The 15,963-nt window shown below is 34.8% G+C and carries 13 protein-coding genes and 1 pseudogene; 4 read left to right on the top strand and 10 right to left on the bottom strand.

What is annotated here, in order from left to right:
- Positions 1-176 precede the first annotated feature (176 nt).
- The 4 genes from BLP44_RS21560 to BLP44_RS21545 all read right to left on the bottom strand — a co-directional run bounded on the left by BLP44_RS21560 (position 177) and on the right by BLP44_RS21545 (position 6,587).
- Positions 177-3,341: an efflux RND transporter permease subunit gene (locus tag BLP44_RS21560; RefSeq protein ID WP_008467725.1), complete on the bottom strand. Its 3,165-nt coding sequence runs from the start codon at positions 3,339-3,341 to the stop codon at positions 177-179.
- 12 nt (positions 3,342-3,353) lie between these two features.
- On the bottom strand, positions 3,354-4,571 hold the full coding sequence (locus BLP44_RS21555) for an efflux RND transporter periplasmic adaptor subunit (RefSeq protein ID WP_091136190.1): 1,218 nt from the start codon (positions 4,569-4,571) through the stop codon (positions 3,354-3,356).
- 250 nt (positions 4,572-4,821) lie between these two features.
- Positions 4,822-5,415: a TetR/AcrR family transcriptional regulator gene (locus BLP44_RS21550; RefSeq protein ID WP_008467721.1), complete on the bottom strand. Its 594-nt coding sequence runs from the start codon at positions 5,413-5,415 to the stop codon at positions 4,822-4,824.
- Positions 5,416-5,663: 248 nt separating this feature from the next.
- Complete coding sequence (locus BLP44_RS21545) at positions 5,664-6,587, bottom strand: SMP-30/gluconolactonase/LRE family protein (protein ID WP_170830265.1); 924 nt, start codon at positions 6,585-6,587, stop codon at positions 5,664-5,666.
- Positions 6,588-6,723: 136 nt separating this feature from the next.
- Here BLP44_RS21545 and BLP44_RS21540 point away from each other — a divergent pair, with 136 nt between their 5' ends.
- Entirely contained in the window at positions 6,724-7,152 is a 429-nt protein-coding gene (locus BLP44_RS21540; RefSeq protein WP_066035191.1) for a cupin domain-containing protein, read from the top strand.
- Position 7,153: 1 nt separating this feature from the next.
- Here BLP44_RS21540 and BLP44_RS21535 read toward each other — a convergent pair whose 3' ends face one another.
- Together BLP44_RS21535 and BLP44_RS21530 are read right to left on the bottom strand one after the other, a co-directional pair.
- Positions 7,154-7,684, bottom strand: a complete 531-nt coding sequence (locus tag BLP44_RS21535; protein ID WP_091136185.1) for a lipocalin family protein — start codon at positions 7,682-7,684, stop codon at positions 7,154-7,156.
- Between the two features lie 113 nt (positions 7,685-7,797).
- Positions 7,798-8,133 carry a hypothetical protein gene (locus BLP44_RS21530; protein WP_091136181.1) on the bottom strand — a complete coding sequence of 112 codons (336 nt, stop codon included), beginning with the start codon at positions 8,131-8,133 and terminating at the stop codon, positions 7,798-7,800.
- Positions 8,134-8,492: 359 nt separating this feature from the next.
- Here BLP44_RS21530 and BLP44_RS21525 point away from each other — a divergent pair, with 359 nt between their 5' ends.
- Positions 8,493-9,041: a type 1 glutamine amidotransferase domain-containing protein gene (locus BLP44_RS21525; protein WP_091136178.1), complete on the top strand. Its 549-nt coding sequence runs from the start codon at positions 8,493-8,495 to the stop codon at positions 9,039-9,041.
- 523 nt (positions 9,042-9,564) lie between these two features.
- The gene (locus BLP44_RS21520; protein ID WP_091136174.1) at positions 9,565-9,798 is read left to right on the top strand and encodes a hypothetical protein; all 234 of its coding nucleotides are present in this window, start codon (positions 9,565-9,567) and stop codon (positions 9,796-9,798) included.
- A 50-nt stretch (positions 9,799-9,848) separates the two neighbouring features.
- Here the strand turns inward: BLP44_RS21520 and BLP44_RS21515 are convergent, their stop codons facing one another.
- From BLP44_RS21515 to BLP44_RS21500, 4 genes and pseudogenes are all read right to left on the bottom strand, one after another.
- Complete coding sequence (locus BLP44_RS21515) at positions 9,849-10,580, bottom strand: hypothetical protein (RefSeq protein WP_091136170.1); 732 nt, start codon at positions 10,578-10,580, stop codon at positions 9,849-9,851.
- Positions 10,580-11,533 carry a hypothetical protein gene (locus tag BLP44_RS21510; RefSeq protein ID WP_091136165.1) on the bottom strand — a complete coding sequence of 318 codons (954 nt, stop codon included), beginning with the start codon at positions 11,531-11,533 and terminating at the stop codon, positions 10,580-10,582. The genes BLP44_RS21515 and BLP44_RS21510 overlap by 1 nt, the downstream gene beginning before the upstream one ends.
- A 445-nt stretch (positions 11,534-11,978) precedes the next feature.
- Positions 11,979-13,067, bottom strand: a complete 1,089-nt coding sequence (locus BLP44_RS21505; protein ID WP_008467704.1) for an efflux RND transporter periplasmic adaptor subunit — start codon at positions 13,065-13,067, stop codon at positions 11,979-11,981.
- Positions 13,057-15,711 (bottom strand): annotated as a pseudogene (locus BLP44_RS21500) (efflux RND transporter permease subunit); the annotation flags it as partial. The gene BLP44_RS21505 and the pseudogene BLP44_RS21500, both read right to left, overlap by 11 nt.
- Positions 15,712-15,734: 23 nt before the next feature.
- On the opposite strand from BLP44_RS21500, the gene BLP44_RS23025 reads away from it, so the two are divergent.
- Positions 15,735-15,963, top strand: a 229-nt coding sequence (locus BLP44_RS23025) for a hypothetical protein (RefSeq protein ID WP_170830264.1), incomplete at its 3' end; no start/stop codon positions are given.

Here is a 15,963-nt window from a genome sequence, read left to right as displayed (position 1 = left end):
GACATACAATTCTATGTCTCTATGTGTTAAAATATATTTTTTTAAATCTCACTAGCAGATTAAATTTCTGTACAAGTATCTTTTCTAGTTTCAAGATCTCTAGAGATTCTGTACGATATATATCCGATGCCAAATATGATGGCGACAAGTATGGTTGTGATATAGTTTTCCATTTATTATTTTTCTTCGTTATGAATTACAGCGATTGGTTTTCCGCTCACTTTTTCTTGTAAATGCTGGAAAATGATGAATAAGACAGGGATGATGAACAAACCTAGAATTACTCCTGAAAGCATCCCTCCAGCTGCCCCGATACTGATGGAGTGGTTACCTTGTGCTGATGGACCTTTGGCACTCATCATTGGTATTAATCCCACCACAAAAGCAAGAGACGTCATGATAATTGGTCGCAAACGTAATTTTGCTGCCATAATTGAAGCTGCTACTAATCCTTGTCCTGATCTTCTTCGCTGTGCTGCAAACTCCACAATCAAAATGGCATTTTTAGCGAGAAGCCCGATCAGCATGACAAGAGCAACTTGTACGTAAATGTTGTTTTGAATTCCTGTTAAACCAATAGCAGCGAATACTCCAAAAATACCTGCAGGAATTGACAAGATTACTGCCAAAGGCAAAATGTAACTTTCGTACTGTGCAGCAAGTAAGAAATAAACGAATATCAAACACAGTAAGAATATAGTTGCCGATTGTCCTCCTGACGAAATCTCCTCACGCGTTTGGCCCGAGAATTCAAACCCGTAACCTGCAGGCAATTGTTGTGCTGCTACTTCTTCAATAGCTTTAATGGCATCTCCTGAACTAAATCCTGGTTTCGGAATCGCATTAATTGAAATTGAGTTAAACAAATTATATCTAGAAGCGGTTTCAGAACCATAAATACGAGTCAGTTTTACTAAAGTATTTATCGGCACCATTTCGCCTGTTTTGTTTTTTACAAAAACTCTGTCAATTGAAGTCGGATCGGCTCTGTCTTCAATATCTGCCTGAACCACTACACGGTAATATTTACCAAATCGGTTAAAGTCAGATGCTTGTGCGCTACCAAAGTACGCTTGCATTGTTTGTAAAATGTCTTTTACATTAACACCCAATTGATTTGCTTTTTCGTCGTTAACTTCCAATTGCAATTGTGGATAATCGGCTTTGAAAGAGGTAAAGGCAACGGCAATCTCAGGACGTTTCATTAATTCTCCGATAAAATTCTGAGAAACTCCACTGAATTTATCCAGTTTTCCTCCTGTTTTATCTTGCAGCACTAAATCCAATGCTTCAACGTTGCTAAATCCTGGAACGGTTGGGAAACTGAATACGAAGAAACTTCCTCCAGAAATAGATCCCAGTTTACCACGAACCTGATTCATGATTTCGTCAATATTTTTTATTTCTCCACGTTCTTCGTTTGGTTTAAGCAATACGAAAACTACTGCAGAAGATGGGCTCGTAGAGTTAGTCAGCAAGTTGAAACCTGAAATTGCGGTTACAAATCGAGAAGCGTCTAGTGCTTTTAAAGTATTCTCAGCTTCTGTCATTACTTTTTGAGTTCCGTCTAATGACGTTCCAGATGGCGTATTTACTGCAATCGCAATAAATCCTTGATCTTCTGTTGGAATAAACCCAGAAGGAGTTGTTTTTACCATCACTACTGTTGCCAAAGTAATTAAAGCTAATCCGCCTAAACTCAACCATTTTCTTCTGATTAAGAATTTAATTCCGCCAACGTAACGATTGGTAAGCGATTCAAAACTGCTGTTGAAAGCACTGAAGAATTTTTCTTTAAATCCTTTTTTCTGATAAGGTTCATTGTGATCGTGTGCTCCGTGATTATCTTTTAAGAATAATGCAGCAAGCGCTGGACTCAATGTTAAGGCATTTACAGCCGAAATTACAATTGCAATTGCCATTGTAAAGGCAAACTGACGATAGAATACTCCTGTTGAGCCTTCCATAAAACCAACCGGCAGGAATACAGCAGCCATTACCAGCGTAATCGAGATAATAGCACCCGTTATTTCGTGCATTGCTTCATGGGTGGCGATTTTCGGAGACAAACGTTTGTGCTCCATTTTCGCATGCACCGCTTCGACTACCACGATGGCATCATCGACCACAATACCAATCGCCAGAATTAAGGCGAAAAGTGTTAAAAGGTTGATCGAAAATCCGAATAACTGCATGAAGAAGAACGTTCCTAAAATTGCTACAGGTACAGCAATAGCCGGGATTAATGTTGATCTAAAGTCTTGCAGGAAGATAAATACCACAATGAATACTAAAATGAAAGCTTCAATTAAGGTATGTTCAACCTGTTCGATAGATTGGTCTAAAGATACTTTTGTACTATAGAAAATATTGTGTTTAATGCCTTTTGGAAAATCTTTAGAAGCTTTTTCCATCATTTTGTTAATGGCAATCTGAATATCATTTGAGTTGGATCCAGCTAATTGGATAACCCCAATTACAATTCCTTTTTTACCATTTAAACGAGTTAAACTGTTGTAAGAGTAAGCTCCAAGTTCAACTCTCGCTACATCTTTTAAGCGAAGTACTGAGCCATCTGCATTAGAACGTATAGCAATATTTTCATAATCTTCTGGTTTGGTTAATTTTCCTTTGTATTTAATAACGTATTCAAAAACCTCTTTGCTTCGCTCTCCAAATTTACCTGGAGCCGCTTCCAAACTTTTGTCCTGAATAGCGCCCATAACTTCGCTTGGTGTTACTTTATAAGCTGACATCTGTGTTGGATTCAGCCAAACACGCATAGAGTAATCTTTTACACCACCAAAAATACTGGCAGAACCTACACCTGGAATACGTTTTAATTCCGGAATGATATTAATTTGTGCATAGTTGGCAACAAAGGTTTGATCGTATTTTGCTTCATCGTCAGTATACATACCAATCGCCATGATGAAACTGTTTTGCTGTTTAGCGGTAATAATACCTTGCTGAACAACCTCGGCTGGCAATTGGCTTGTTGCTTGTGCCACACGGTTTTGCACGTTTACGGCAGCCTGATCGGCATCTGTACCCAGTTTAAAGAAAACCGTAATAGCCAAAGTACCGTCATTACTGGCAGTAGAACTCATATAAGTCATGTTTTCTACACCATTTATAGACTCTTCTAGAGAAGGTGCCACAGAACGTAAAACCGTTTCTGCGTTGGCTCCTGGATATACCGCCGTTACCAAAACCGATGGAGGCGCAATATCAGGAAACTGTTGTAAAGGCAGTTTAGTTAAACCCAATACTCCCAGAATTACCAATAAAATGGAAATTACGGTTGCCAGTACAGGTCTTTGTATAAATATTTTGAACATTGTGTTTTAGAATTATTTTTGATTAGTTACTTGGGCAACTTTAGTTGATTTTTCAGGCTGAATCGCTTGCCCGTCCTGAAGTTTGTCAATACCGCTTAACACGATTTGGTCGCCGGTTTTTACACCTTCTTTAATTAAATAATTAGTGCCGCTTTTACCTACAACAGTTATAGGCATTTTAGTTACTTTGTTGTCTTTGCCTACAGTGAAAACAAATACTTTGTCCTGCATTTCTACTGTAGCCGATTGCGGAACTAAAATCGCATCATCGTGATTTAATCCTAAACGGATTCTTCCTGTGTTTCCAGAACGTAACACGCCGCCTTTGTTAGGGAAAGTTGCTCTAATAGTGATTGCACCAGTAGTTTTATCAAACTGACCGTCAACCATATCGATTTTTCCAGTTTGAGGGTAAGCATTGTTATCAGCTAAAATCAAAGTAACTGGAGGTAATTTTTTGATTTTATCGCCTAATGAACTTCCTGCATATTGCTCTTTAAAGTTGATGAAATCAGTTTCACCTAGCGAGAAATAAGCAAATACTTCGTGAACGTCTGATAAAGTAGTTAAAGGTTCAACATCTGTTGCAGAAACTAAACTTCCTTGTTTTTTAGGCAATCTTCCAATGTATCCACTAACTGGAGCTGTTACGTTGGTATATCCTAAATTAATTTTAGCAGAACCTACCATTGCTTTTGCTTGTTCGATATTGGCAGCAGCAATTTTTTGAGAAGCTTTAGCTGTTTTTAATTGATAATCAGAAACTACTTTGTTCTGAACTAAGGGAGTCAATTTGTCAACTTCTAAATTAGCGTTTATTAAAGCCGCTTCTGCTGCGTGGAGACTTGCCAAAGCATTGTTTAACTGCTCACGATACGGACGTTCATTGATTTTAAATAAAGTTTGTCCTTTGTTTACATATGCGCCTTCGTCTACATAAATTCTGTCAAGGTTTCCGCTCACTTGTGGGCGAATTTCAACATCAACAGTTCCTTGTATTGAAGCAGGATATTCAGAGTCAGTAGTTGTGTTGGCACTTGTGATAGCCAATACTGGTAAAACCGGTGGGGGTGGAGCAGTAGGCGCCTGATTTTTGTCGGCACAGCTGCTTAAAACTAAGGCCAGGATAAAACTGGTTATAATTACATTTTTCATTTTCATTGTGGTTTTAATTGGTTGAACATTTTCTCGGATAAAATTCTTTAGTATTCTGGCATTCTCGGGATTCATATTTAATTGAATTAAATTATCTAACGTTGTTAAGTAAATGTGCGCAAATTTCCATACAGTAAGCCTTTCCAATTCTATTTTAAATCAGTATTAAATTATCTAACGTTGTTAAGTAAAAGTCTAAAAAAAGAGCTTTTATTACCTTTATTAAATTTTCTAACAGTGTTAAGCGAAAGTTATAAAAAAAAGGATTTTATGTTATCCCGTTTAAATCATTTTACACTGTTAAGTAAAATTGAAAAATTTTTTTTTATTGTATAGATTTGATGATACCAGTAATAGCATCTTTCAAAATCTGAGCATTTATGGTTTCTAAAATATCACTTTTATTAATGATGTTGATGGCGATTAAACCATGAATAACAGAAAAGAAAGTAAAATATTTTTGTTTTATGATATCTTCACTAGGATTGCTGTCCTTCATAATTTCAGCAATGACACCAGTAAACAATTTGTAAGGTGCTTCCTGAGCCGAACATCGCTGTGCGCAGCAAGTCATTTGAACACCAAACATAAGTTGATACATTTCAGTATTAGTAAAAGCAAAATCCCAATAAGTCATCCACATGGCTTCTAACTGATCTTCTGGTTTTTCAAACTTGTCTTTCGCAGTCTGCAACTCTTTAGCCAGTTTAATAAAACCTTTGCCTGTCAGTTCTTCTAATATTGCTTCTTTATTCGAGAAATATTCATAAATAATAGGAGCAGTATATTCGATTCTGTCGGCAATTTTACGCATACTCAAACCATTCCAGCCTTCATCTTTTACGATATCATAAGCAGCGCCAAGAATATTATTTCTTGTCTCTTCTTTTTGTCTTAAAATTCGATCTTTGCTAGCCATTGTATTCAAGTATTAAATCGTTTAACACTGTTAGGCAAATGTATGGCGGATTTTCGAATTTCAAAATATTTTTATCATAATATTTTCTTATTGTATTATAGAGAGTGCTAAAATACTTGTAAAATAAGGTGTTTCGAAAGTTTTTGTGCTTTGTAAAATTTAGCTTAAAACAAAATTCAAACTTAAATTTGAGTCAAATTTAGATGATTTTCAAGTTTTTTTAATCTGAAAAAGCGATGATTTATCGATTATTTCATTCCGCGAACATTCATTTCTATCGTATAAACACTTTTGCTGGCAGTAATAAATAATGTTTTAAATTTTTTTCCTCCAAAACAAACATTAGCTGTCCAAGGTTCAGGAACATCAATATGAGCTATTTTTTCTCCTTTTGGATTGAATATGGTAACTCCTTTTCCGCATAAGTAAATATTTCCTGACTCGTCTATTGTCATTCCATCTGAACCCGATTCGGCAAACAGCGTTTTTTTACTTAAAGAGCCATTGCTTTCAATTGTATAAGAGTACGTTTTGTTTCCTGCTATATCCGCAACGTATAACGTTTTTCCGTTTGAAGTTCCAATAATGCCATTTGGTTTTACAAGATCATTCTCAACGTTAATAATTTTGGATTTATCAGGAGATAAATAGTAAACGCATTCTTTCTCTATTTCTTTCGAGGTATGTTTCCAATAATCCCTTTGGTAAAAAGGATCTGTAAAATAGATGCCGCCTTTTGGGTCAACCCAAAGATCATTAGGGCCATTCAGCCTTTTTCCTTCGAAGTTGTTTAGTATTACAGTATAATTTTTGTTTTCATCTATTTTCCAAAGTTCATTTTTTTCATCGGCACAAGCCAAAAGATTGCCTGTGTGATCAAAATACAAACCATTAGCTCTTCCTGCATTTTCCATAAAAACAGAAAGTTTGCCATTAACGGACCATTTTATGATTCTATTATTAGGCTGATCCGTAAAATAAATATTTCCTTTTTTATCTGCAGCAGGTCCTTCTGTAAAACTGAATTGGTCTGATAGTTTTGTGAGAACTGCGCCTTTTGCTATTATGGAATGGCTTTTTTCTTTTAATGACTGAGCGTATATAAAATTTGTAAAAGTTAAAGTAATAAGAAATAAAAAGTGTGATTTTATTTTAAGTTGGAGTGGGTTCATTATAAAAAGGTTTAAAAACTTGCTTTTGAAGCGGTTTTAAAAGTAGTTTTTATTTCTGATATTAAATGCAATGAAATTAGAATTTTATTTAATTTCAGTTTATCAAAAGCATTTTTCGTAACATTACAACAAAAAAATGAAAACGCTAACTATCCTACAAACCACAATCGCTGTTTTATTTTTCCAAAAGACCTTCTGTCAGGAAACTAAAAAAGAGACTCCGCAATACACCATCGAAAACTGTGTCAATCATTTTGATATCAACAAAGCCACCAAAACCAAAGTAGGTTACCAATACTGGTTTGCCAATAAAGATTTCACTCAAGAAAACACTTTAAAAATGAGTATTGTCGAACCTGGAAAATCCACGCATGCGCCGCATCACCATCCTGAAGAAGAATTCTTCTACATTTTAGAGGGAACCGCCGAATTCTTCCTTGACGGAAAAACCGTTACAGCAGGCCCGAATACGAGTTTTTATTGTCCGCCAAATGCCGAACACGGAATTAGCAATGCTGGAAAAACAGACTTGAAATATTTAGTTATTAAAAAGGATTTGAGGTAAATTAACGAATTTCCAATTGCAACTTTGATGGAAATGTTTTCAAATTCTGTATTCTTTTGCCGTTAATTTCAATGGGATTAAAAGTATCATAGGGTATTGCGGTAATAGTTACGCTCTCTTTTTTACCATCATTATCAACATCGCGTTCCATGGTAAAAATAAAAAGATTTTGAGTTAATGAAATTACTTTATACTCGTCAACTTTTGCTGTTCCAAAATAAAAACTAATATGATTTCCTTTGGGTTCCCATGTCAAACTAACGTGAGTTCCAGAGCAAATTGAACTCTTGAAAAAAGATTCGTCATATTGATATACTTGCTCCTTGTTGTTTTTGTACACAAAGTAATCTTTATGGCAATCGGGATTATGATCATATAGATATTTTGTGCCCTGTATCTCTAAGGTGTCATATGTCCAAGCTTTGATTAATAATTTTTCGTCAAAAGTTAAGGGTTCAGGAGTTGGATTTTCATCTTTACTGCAAGAAACAAAAAACACGATTAAAAGCGTTAGAAATCTAAATTTTATCATTATATTTTTATTTGTACTGTGTAATTTGATTGCAAATCTAATCTAAAAATAAAGTTAGAAGACTTTTTTATGGTTGAATTTTCAACTAAATTAAATCACAATTCAGGATTACATCAATCTGCATGTTTTGCAAAATAGAGAGAAGCCATTTCCACGATTGCCTCTTGTGTTGTAAAACTGTATTGCACTCCGTGATTGAGGGTATAAGAATCTCCCAGTTCGGGATAATGCTGTTTTCCATCTATTTGAAACGGATCTAGAACCGACAGCCAAAGATTGCGATGCCGATCTTTAAAATAAAACTGATTCCGATCTGAAACAACTAAGATTGTTCCGTTGTCATTATCAAGAATCGAAGTATGATTGCTGCCCTCGTAATCGCCCAAAATAGTAATATTGGTATTGTATTTTTTGGACATTAATTCCGCAATTTTTTTTGTAAGTGGCATAAGAAGTGGTATTTGGTTTATTTTCGAGGTCAGTAAATTTAAAACGGCATATTTTATTGATATTACCCCTAAAAGTTTTTTTTGTATTAAAATAAGTTTTTTTTTATGTCGTTAGAGTTTTTAAGTCTGAAAAAAAAATCCGTAGAAATAAAATCTTAATTGATTCATAAATGCTTATAAAATAGTAAACCAAATTGACCTACATTTTACATAATTTCATTTTATTTTTTAATAAAAATTTGATTGCCAATTAATTAACTTTTATTAAAGAAAGCTTTAACACGGTCTATTTTCTCTGGCTTTCTCAAATAACTAATTTTAGGTAAATCAAAATTAATAACGTTTAAATATTTGAAATTATGAAAAAGAATATCGCCATATTAGCCACAAACGGTTTCGAAGAATCAGAATTAGCATCGCCTAAAGCCTATCTGGAAGAGCAAGGCTGGAATGCAGATGTCGTCAGTTTGAAATCTGGAACTATCAAAGCTTGGAAAGACGGAAATTGGAGCAACGAATATAACGTTGATGTCGTATTAGATCAGGCAAATGAAGCCGATTACGATGCTTTGGTTCTGCCTGGAGGAGTAATAAATCCTGATTCATTAAGAAGGGAAGAAGCTGCGGTACATTTTGTACGTTCCTTTTTTGAAAGTAAAAAACCGGTAGCCGCAATTTGTCACGGACCTCAAATTCTGGTTGATGCTGATGTTTTAGAAGGTCGAAAAGTAACATCGTTCTTTTCTGTTAAAAACGATTTAAAAAATGCCGGAGCGCAATGGGAAGACTCAGAAGTTGTCGTAGACAACGGATTGGTAACCAGCCGAAACCCGAATGATTTACCCGCTTTTAATAAAAAAATGGTGGAAGAAATTAAAGAAGGCATACACGAGCGTCAGAGAGCGTAAAAAGTTGTTTTCTTTTAGATTTATCAAATTATAAAAAATGCAGGATCATATTTTGGTCTTGCATTTTTTATAATAGCTAGTTTAATTTCTTATCCCCAATTTTGTCATTTCGAGGAACGAGAAATCTTAGCAAGTAGCTCTACAAAGATTGTAGATTTAGATTGCGGGCTTCGACTTCGCTCAGCCAGACAAATCTTTGTAATTTTTTTTCATGCAGTTTGTCATTGCGAGGAACGAAGCAAACACATTTACAAAATAAGACTTTGTGTCTTGTTGTTAGTGGGATTGCTTCGTTCCTCGCAGTGAGAAAACCATGATAAATGCCTGCTGAAATATAGATTTCTTATATTTGATAAAAGGAATATAATAATTGAAAGAAAAATCTTTCTTTTCAAAAAGTTTTCTTACATTTGAAGCTCTTAAATCTTCACATTAAATAAAGTAAAATTTGCCTTTATGGTTTGACAAGTAATTCAGATTACAATGTCTTACCAGATAGGCTTTAATTCACAAAATTGAAGACATGAGTACAAACACCCTTTCCAAAGAAGCCGAAACAAGGCTGATTGATTTTTTTAACCATATTATAGATCCAGAAGATATGGCTAAAATATTAAGACAAGTAAACTGCATTTTAGCGCTCGCCGTAATGCGACAACACGAAACCCTCCAAATCGGACTAACCAATTTTGAAGACAATTATTATTGGCTCAATGAATTGGCGGAGATTTTGAATCCTTATTTGAGTGAGGAGTAAGGTTTATAAAATGGAAAAACCTCGATTTTTTTTTAAACCTCGAGGTTTTTTTAATCAACTGTTGAAACCCATTTTGCTTTCAGTATTTTGCGAGTATCAAAAATGTGAGGATCTAAGTTAACCTTTCTGACAGGTAGGTCTTTTGGTTGCGAAAAAAAGCCAGATAAAAGCATTTCAACAGGCATAATTCTTTTATATGTATTTTTCTTTATCTCTAATAAAGATTCAGGACTAAATTTTTGTACTAAGGATAAATACTCATTAACATATTCAATATAATCATCTGCTACTTTTTCTAAACTTTCACTAGTCCAATCATTTATTTCAATATATCTAGAAGCGGGATTTAAAAAAAGACTACGTATAACATTTATACAAAAACCAACGCAGGTACAAAAATCAGGCAAGCCTTCTATGTCAGAAATATAAGAGCCAAACTTATCATAATAAGAATCAGTAAAAACAAATCCATAAAGAGGATGAACAGTTTCCAAAAGAAGGTCAAAATGACTTCGAATGTAAGGTAAATATGAATCTGGAAATAATTCAAGTTTTTTGTAATATATTTCGGTTGAAAATTCAGTAACATTCTCAATTATTACTTCTTTACTTGTAAAATGGAAAAATAATTTTTCTCCTTCATAACAAAGGACAAGACCGCTATGTTGTGGATTCCCAACATCATTAAGCCAAACTGCTATACCGAAAAACTCATCGTTTAGATCGTGGTCATCAAAACGTAATAGTTTATCATTAATTTTACTTGCGGTTAATTTTGTCATTATAATAATGCACCTTTATTTTTGTTAGATAAGATTTTTTCAGCGTCCTTTAATAATGGAGAAAGCTCCTCACGTTTAATATAATTTTTAGTAAGCACTAGGATGCTTAATAAATAACCTACTTCGACTTCGTCATAAAGGAATAATCGAATAAATTTTTTTGCATGTCCTAACATGTCTAATCTATAATATTCTTTAAGCCTGTTATGAATTGATTTTATTCTTTCGACTTCAGTAAGTTTAAAGAAGTTAGCGAAGTAATTTCTAAGATCACTGTAGTAATCTTCGTCAGTTCCTTCAAGATAAATATCAGCACAAGTGTAATGTACTTGAGATTTATTATCTATTCTTCCCCAAGCAGATATTTTACTGTTATTCTTAAAGAGAAATTTTCCTGCTACGCTTGCTTGGCTTTCAGAACAAAGAATAGGAATTCTAATTCCTTTTGTTTCAAATATAAAATGAACCCAATGTCCTGAATTTTCTCCACTTTTTTTGATTTCCCCTTCTAAGAACTCCAAAATAAAAGAACTTTCACGCTTTTTAAATGGTCTTCGTTTATGAAAAGTTTTTTCAAAATAATCTTTTATATCTTTTACTTCGTCATCATTACGACGATATACAATTTTCATTTCAAATTTTCTTTCACAAACTTGTTCTCTTATTTTTAGTAAGTTTTCGACATATACATTATCACGATCCTTTTCATTATGAACGACTTTTAGAATATTTAAATGGATATAATCCATAGTTTCTGGCTCAGCATCCATAAGTGCACAAGCACTTTCATTTATAACGCCTATTTTGATATCTTTTGTAAATTCGTGTACTGCAATATTGCGAAGTGCAGATAAAATTTCAATCAAAGCATTTGTCTCTTCAATAGTGAGTGCAGCGAGATCAGTGTCACCACTTTTAATTGATTTTTCGATATGAAATTCTAACTTACTCATAAAGTTTTATAGCTTTTTATTTTTTAGCTTTTGATTGAAATTATGCTAAATTATAAAAAGATTTATATTATTTTATTTTTTTTAAGACTATTGATTTTTTTTGCTTGTGTATTGTTGTTATTTTATAATGTATATTTGTTTAAAAAATGAAATGTTAATATAAACATTTTGTCAAAAATATAACTTTATCAATCTTAATAACTAGGTAATTATACCTGATTTTTTTTAATCCGCATTAAATCGAATTTTAATTTTATTATGTAAAAAAAAACAGTCCCTCCAAAAAGAGGAACTGTCCTAAGGCAAATTTTAGATTTGCACTCCGAAGAATGCGTACAGTTTTTGGGTAATCTACTAAAAAGAAGACTAAACGCAGGTTATCAATGCCGATATAGTATGAAAACAGTCTAATTTTTATTAGACTGTATTGAATACATAATCGGTATTATTCGTTTATGACATCGCCTTCTTTAGTTTCTTCGCTGGCAATTTTTACCAGTTTATCGTTTGGAGTTAAGTCGCCGAAAATTTCAATTTTATCTTCGATTTCTCTTCCTTTTTTAATGTCAACTCGTGTCGCTTTGTGGTTTACTACTTTTACCACATATAAACCTTCTGCAGAATTTACCACCGCCGATTTTGGCACTACAAATGTGCTGTCTTTCGCGTTAAGCGGTAACAAAACTTCGGCAACCATTCCAGGCAATAAATTTCCTTTTGTGTTGTGAACGTCCATTTCAACTCTTTCAGAACGCAATTTTAAATCTAAAGCTCCAGACATTCTGGTAATTTTAGCTGTAAAAGTTTCTGGCAACGATTTTACATTAAAACTCATTTCGTCGCCTGGGTGCAAATATCCTGTGTACAATTCTGGAACAGAAACCGCCAGACGCAATTTGCTTTGTTCCTGAATTGTTAATAAAGGCAAATCAGATCCTTTTCCTTGCGGGCCAACAAATGTTCCTAAATTGACATTTCTAGCTGCTACAACACCGTCAAACGGAGCACGAATTTCAAGATAACCTCTCATAATCGAGATTTCTTTATGTGCTGCAATTGCTGCCTGATATTGTGCGTAATCAGAATTCTTTTTACCGCTTGCCATTTCTAAATCGTTTTTAGAAATCGTTCCTTCCACTTTGCTTGTTTCGTACAAACGGTTGTAAGTGCTTTTGCTGGTTGCATAAATCGCTTCCATAGATTTCAGTCTAGATTCGGCTGCAGCCAATTGCGAACTGATTTCTGGCGCTTCCAAAACAATTAAAAGCTGTCCTTTTTTTACTTTAGAACCTATATCAACTTTTAAGGTTTTTACGAAACTGCTCACTTTTGCATACAAATCAACTTGTTGGAAACCGGTTAATTCGGCTGGCAAACGCAATTCTGTCGTCAGTTTTTCTTTCGCTAAAAGGAAAGTTTCTACTTTAGGTTCAATTTCTGCTTTAACAGGTTCTTCTTTTTTAGAATTACAGCTGTTAAGGAAAAATACTGCTGCTAGAAACAGCGGGCTATATTTTATAATTTTAGTGTTCATTTTTTGGTTTTAAAGATGAGATATAATGGATGCTTTCTTCGTCTTCAGGATCTAAAGAAACAGATTGTGTCGATGTTTTTTCTTGTGCCCACGCAAATATCTGCGGAAGGATCAATAATACGGCAAAAGTAGAAAATAATAATCCACCGATAACCGCTCTTCCTAACGGAGAAACTTGATCGCCTCCTTCGCCGTGTCCAATTGCCATTGGCAACATACCCATAATCATCGCAACAGAAGTCATGATAATTGGACGAAGACGCAATGCAGCAGCTTCTCTTGCAGATTCTAATGCATTTCCGTTTATTTTTCGAAGCTGTTCTGCATTGGTAACCAAAAGTACGGCATTGGCAATAGAAACCCCAACCGACATGATGATTCCCATATACGATTGTAAATTTAATGTTGAACCAGTTAAAGTTAGCATTAATAAAGATCCTAAAACTACGGCAGGAACTGTTGTTAAAATTACCAGAGAAACCTTGAACGATTGGAAATTAGCGGCCAGCATTAAGAAGATTACAAACACAGCGACCAATAATCCTGTTTGCAAGCTGCTTAATGTCTCTGTCAATACAGTACTTAGTCCGATTGGCGTGATAAACAAACCACGAGGTAATTCGCCCAATGAACTAATTGTTTTGCTCACATCTTTTGAAGCCGTCCCCAAATCGGTTTTATAGATGTTTGCTGTAACGGTAATGTATGGCATGGCCCCTAAATTGTCATTTTCACCGCTCACAAATCCCGGTGTAATTTTGGCAACGTCACTTAAAACCGGACGAAGCGAATTTTTTAATACCGGAATTTCTCCAATATCGGTTTTGCTTTTCATTTTGTTTAAAGGCACTTGAACCTGAACAGAATAGGATAATCCTGCTTTTTCGTCAACCCAGTTATTTTTTTCGGTATAACGAGAAGATGAAGTTGAAGCGACAAGCGAACGCGAAATATCATTCATATCAACTCCCAATTCGGCAGCACGGGTTCTGTCAATATCAATATTCATTGCTGGATAATGTATTGGCTGACCAATCTGTACGTCTCTGAAATACGAAATCGCTTTTAGTTTGTCTACAATTTGAGTTGCGTACAATTCGTTTTTCTTTTTGTCTTTTCCAGCCACACGAATCTCAATTGGAGTAGGAGAACCTTGGCTTAAAACTTTATCCGTCAATTCGATCGGCTCAAAAGAAAGTTTAGTATCTGGAAGCAATTTTTTAAGTCTTGCTCTAAATTCATCTTTAAAGTCATCCATATCTGCCTCATAATCTTTTAAACTCACTTGGAAAACCGCTTCGTGAGAACCTGCCATGAACAGATAAATCGGGTTAATCGAGAATAGAGAAGGGTGTTGACCCACATATACAGACGAAATTCCGATATGGTCTTTTCCGACCATTTTCTCCAATTCTTTTAAAACGATTCTAGCTTGTTCTTCTGTTCTTTCCAAACGAGTTCCATCAACAGCACGCATTCTCAATTGGAATTGGCTTGAATTGGTTCTTGGGAAAACGTCTTTTCCGATAAAAGTAATAAATACAATAGCCAGCGCAGTTGCAGAAACCAGATACGTAATACTCGTTATTTTTTTGTGAACAAATAAACGGTCTAATGTTCGCATAAAACGAATCTTGAAGCGTTCGAAAGCGCTGATTTTTCCGTTGTTGTTAGTATCTTCTCTTTCTACATATACTTTTTTCTGCGTAATCAGATTTTGTTCAGATTCTGGCGTTAAACCGCAGTCGTTAAACTCCGCTTCGTCATCCGTAATTTCTGGTCCGTGTGCATGTTTTTCATGTCCTTTCATCATCCAGTTAGCCATTACAGGTACAAAAGTTTGAGACAATAAGAACGAAATAACCATTGAGAAACCAATTGCTAAAGCCAAAGGCAAGAACAATGCTCCTGGAATACCCACCATTGTAAATGCTGGAGCAAATACGGCAAGGATACAAAGAAGAATCAATAATTTTGGTAAAGCGATTTCTTTACAGGCATCCCAAATGGCGAGTGCTTTTGGTTTTCCCATATCGAGATGCTGGTGAATGTTTTCGATCGTTACGGTACTTTCGTCAACCAAAATACCAATCGCCAAAGCCAATCCTGACAGAGACATTAAATTAATCGTCTGTCCGAATAATTTTAGGAATAAAACTCCCGAAATAACCGAAATCGGAATCGTCATAATTACGATTAAAGCCGCACGACGGTCACCCAAGAATAATAAAACCATTAAACCTGTTAAAACCGCACCAATGATTCCCTCAGTAATCAAACTTTTAACCGAGTTGATTACATAAACGGACTGGTCAAATTCATAAGATAATTTTACGTCTTCAGGAAGCGTGCTTTGAATTTTAGGCAATTCTGATTTTAATTTCTGAACCACATCCCAAGTCGAAGCGTCTCCCGCTTTTGCGATACTAATGTAAACCGAACGTTTTCCGTTTACCAATGCGTAACCCGCTGTAATGTCGGCACCGTCTTTTACCGATGCAACATCGCCTAGTTTTAAGTTTTGAACACCGCCTTTGAATAACGGAATCTGTTCAAAATCTTTAATTTCTTTAATCGTATTATTGGTTGGCGTAATATAGTTTTTGTCGCCCATGTAAAGGTTAGATAATTCGGTAACAAAATTTAACTTTAATAAATTTTGTTGCGATGAGAAATAACAGTCAAGATTCAACATTAGAGAGGAACTATTTAGAGAAGTATCGTTTTCTGATAAAAGAATATGAGCAGGTAAAAAATAAGACCCATCCAATGCATAAAAAAGCAATGGATTTTTACACAGCAAACGACACGTGCAGAAAAAGCTTCTTAAAGTATTATAATCGCTATAAGCAGAGCGGAAAACCTTTGGATCTGCTGCCGCAGAAGCGGGGGCCAA

Source organism: Flavobacterium anhuiense (assembly GCF_900101855.1).
Taxonomy (GTDB): Bacteria; Bacteroidota; Bacteroidia; order Flavobacteriales; family Flavobacteriaceae; genus Flavobacterium; species Flavobacterium anhuiense.
The sequence above is the reverse complement of the archived record's forward strand: the minus strand, read 5'-3'. Positions and strand labels throughout refer to the sequence as shown.

Bases quoted from the DNA above. Each gene is read 5' to 3' on its own strand.
- BLP44_RS21510 (WP_091136165.1), bottom strand. From the start codon at position 11,533: ATGAGTAAGTTAGAATTTCATATCGAAAAATCAATTAAAAGTGGTGAC.
- BLP44_RS21505 (WP_008467704.1), bottom strand. From the start codon at position 13,067: ATGAACACTAAAATTATAAAATATAGCCCGCTGTTTCTAGCAGCAGTA.
- BLP44_RS21540 (WP_066035191.1), top strand. From the start codon at position 6,724: ATGAAAACGCTAACTATCCTACAAACCACAATCGCTGTTTTATTTTTC.
- BLP44_RS21520 (WP_091136174.1), top strand. From the start codon at position 9,565: ATGAGTACAAACACCCTTTCCAAAGAAGCCGAAACAAGGCTGATTGAT.
- BLP44_RS21530 (WP_091136181.1), bottom strand. From the start codon at position 8,133: ATGCCACTTACAAAAAAAATTGCGGAATTAATGTCCAAAAAATACAAT.
- BLP44_RS21555 (WP_091136190.1), bottom strand. From the start codon at position 4,571: ATGAATCCCGAGAATGCCAGAATACTAAAGAATTTTATCCGAGAAAAT.
- BLP44_RS21515 (WP_091136170.1), bottom strand. From the start codon at position 10,580: ATGACAAAATTAACCGCAAGTAAAATTAATGATAAACTATTACGTTTT.
- BLP44_RS21560 (WP_008467725.1), bottom strand. From the start codon at position 3,341: ATGTTCAAAATATTTATACAAAGACCTGTACTGGCAACCGTAATTTCC.
- BLP44_RS21545 (WP_170830265.1), bottom strand. From the start codon at position 6,587: ATGAACCCACTCCAACTTAAAATAAAATCACACTTTTTATTTCTTATT.
- BLP44_RS21550 (WP_008467721.1), bottom strand. From the start codon at position 5,415: ATGGCTAGCAAAGATCGAATTTTAAGACAAAAAGAAGAGACAAGAAAT.
- BLP44_RS21535 (WP_091136185.1), bottom strand. From the start codon at position 7,684: ATGATAAAATTTAGATTTCTAACGCTTTTAATCGTGTTTTTTGTTTCT.
- BLP44_RS21525 (WP_091136178.1), top strand. From the start codon at position 8,493: ATGAAAAAGAATATCGCCATATTAGCCACAAACGGTTTCGAAGAATCA.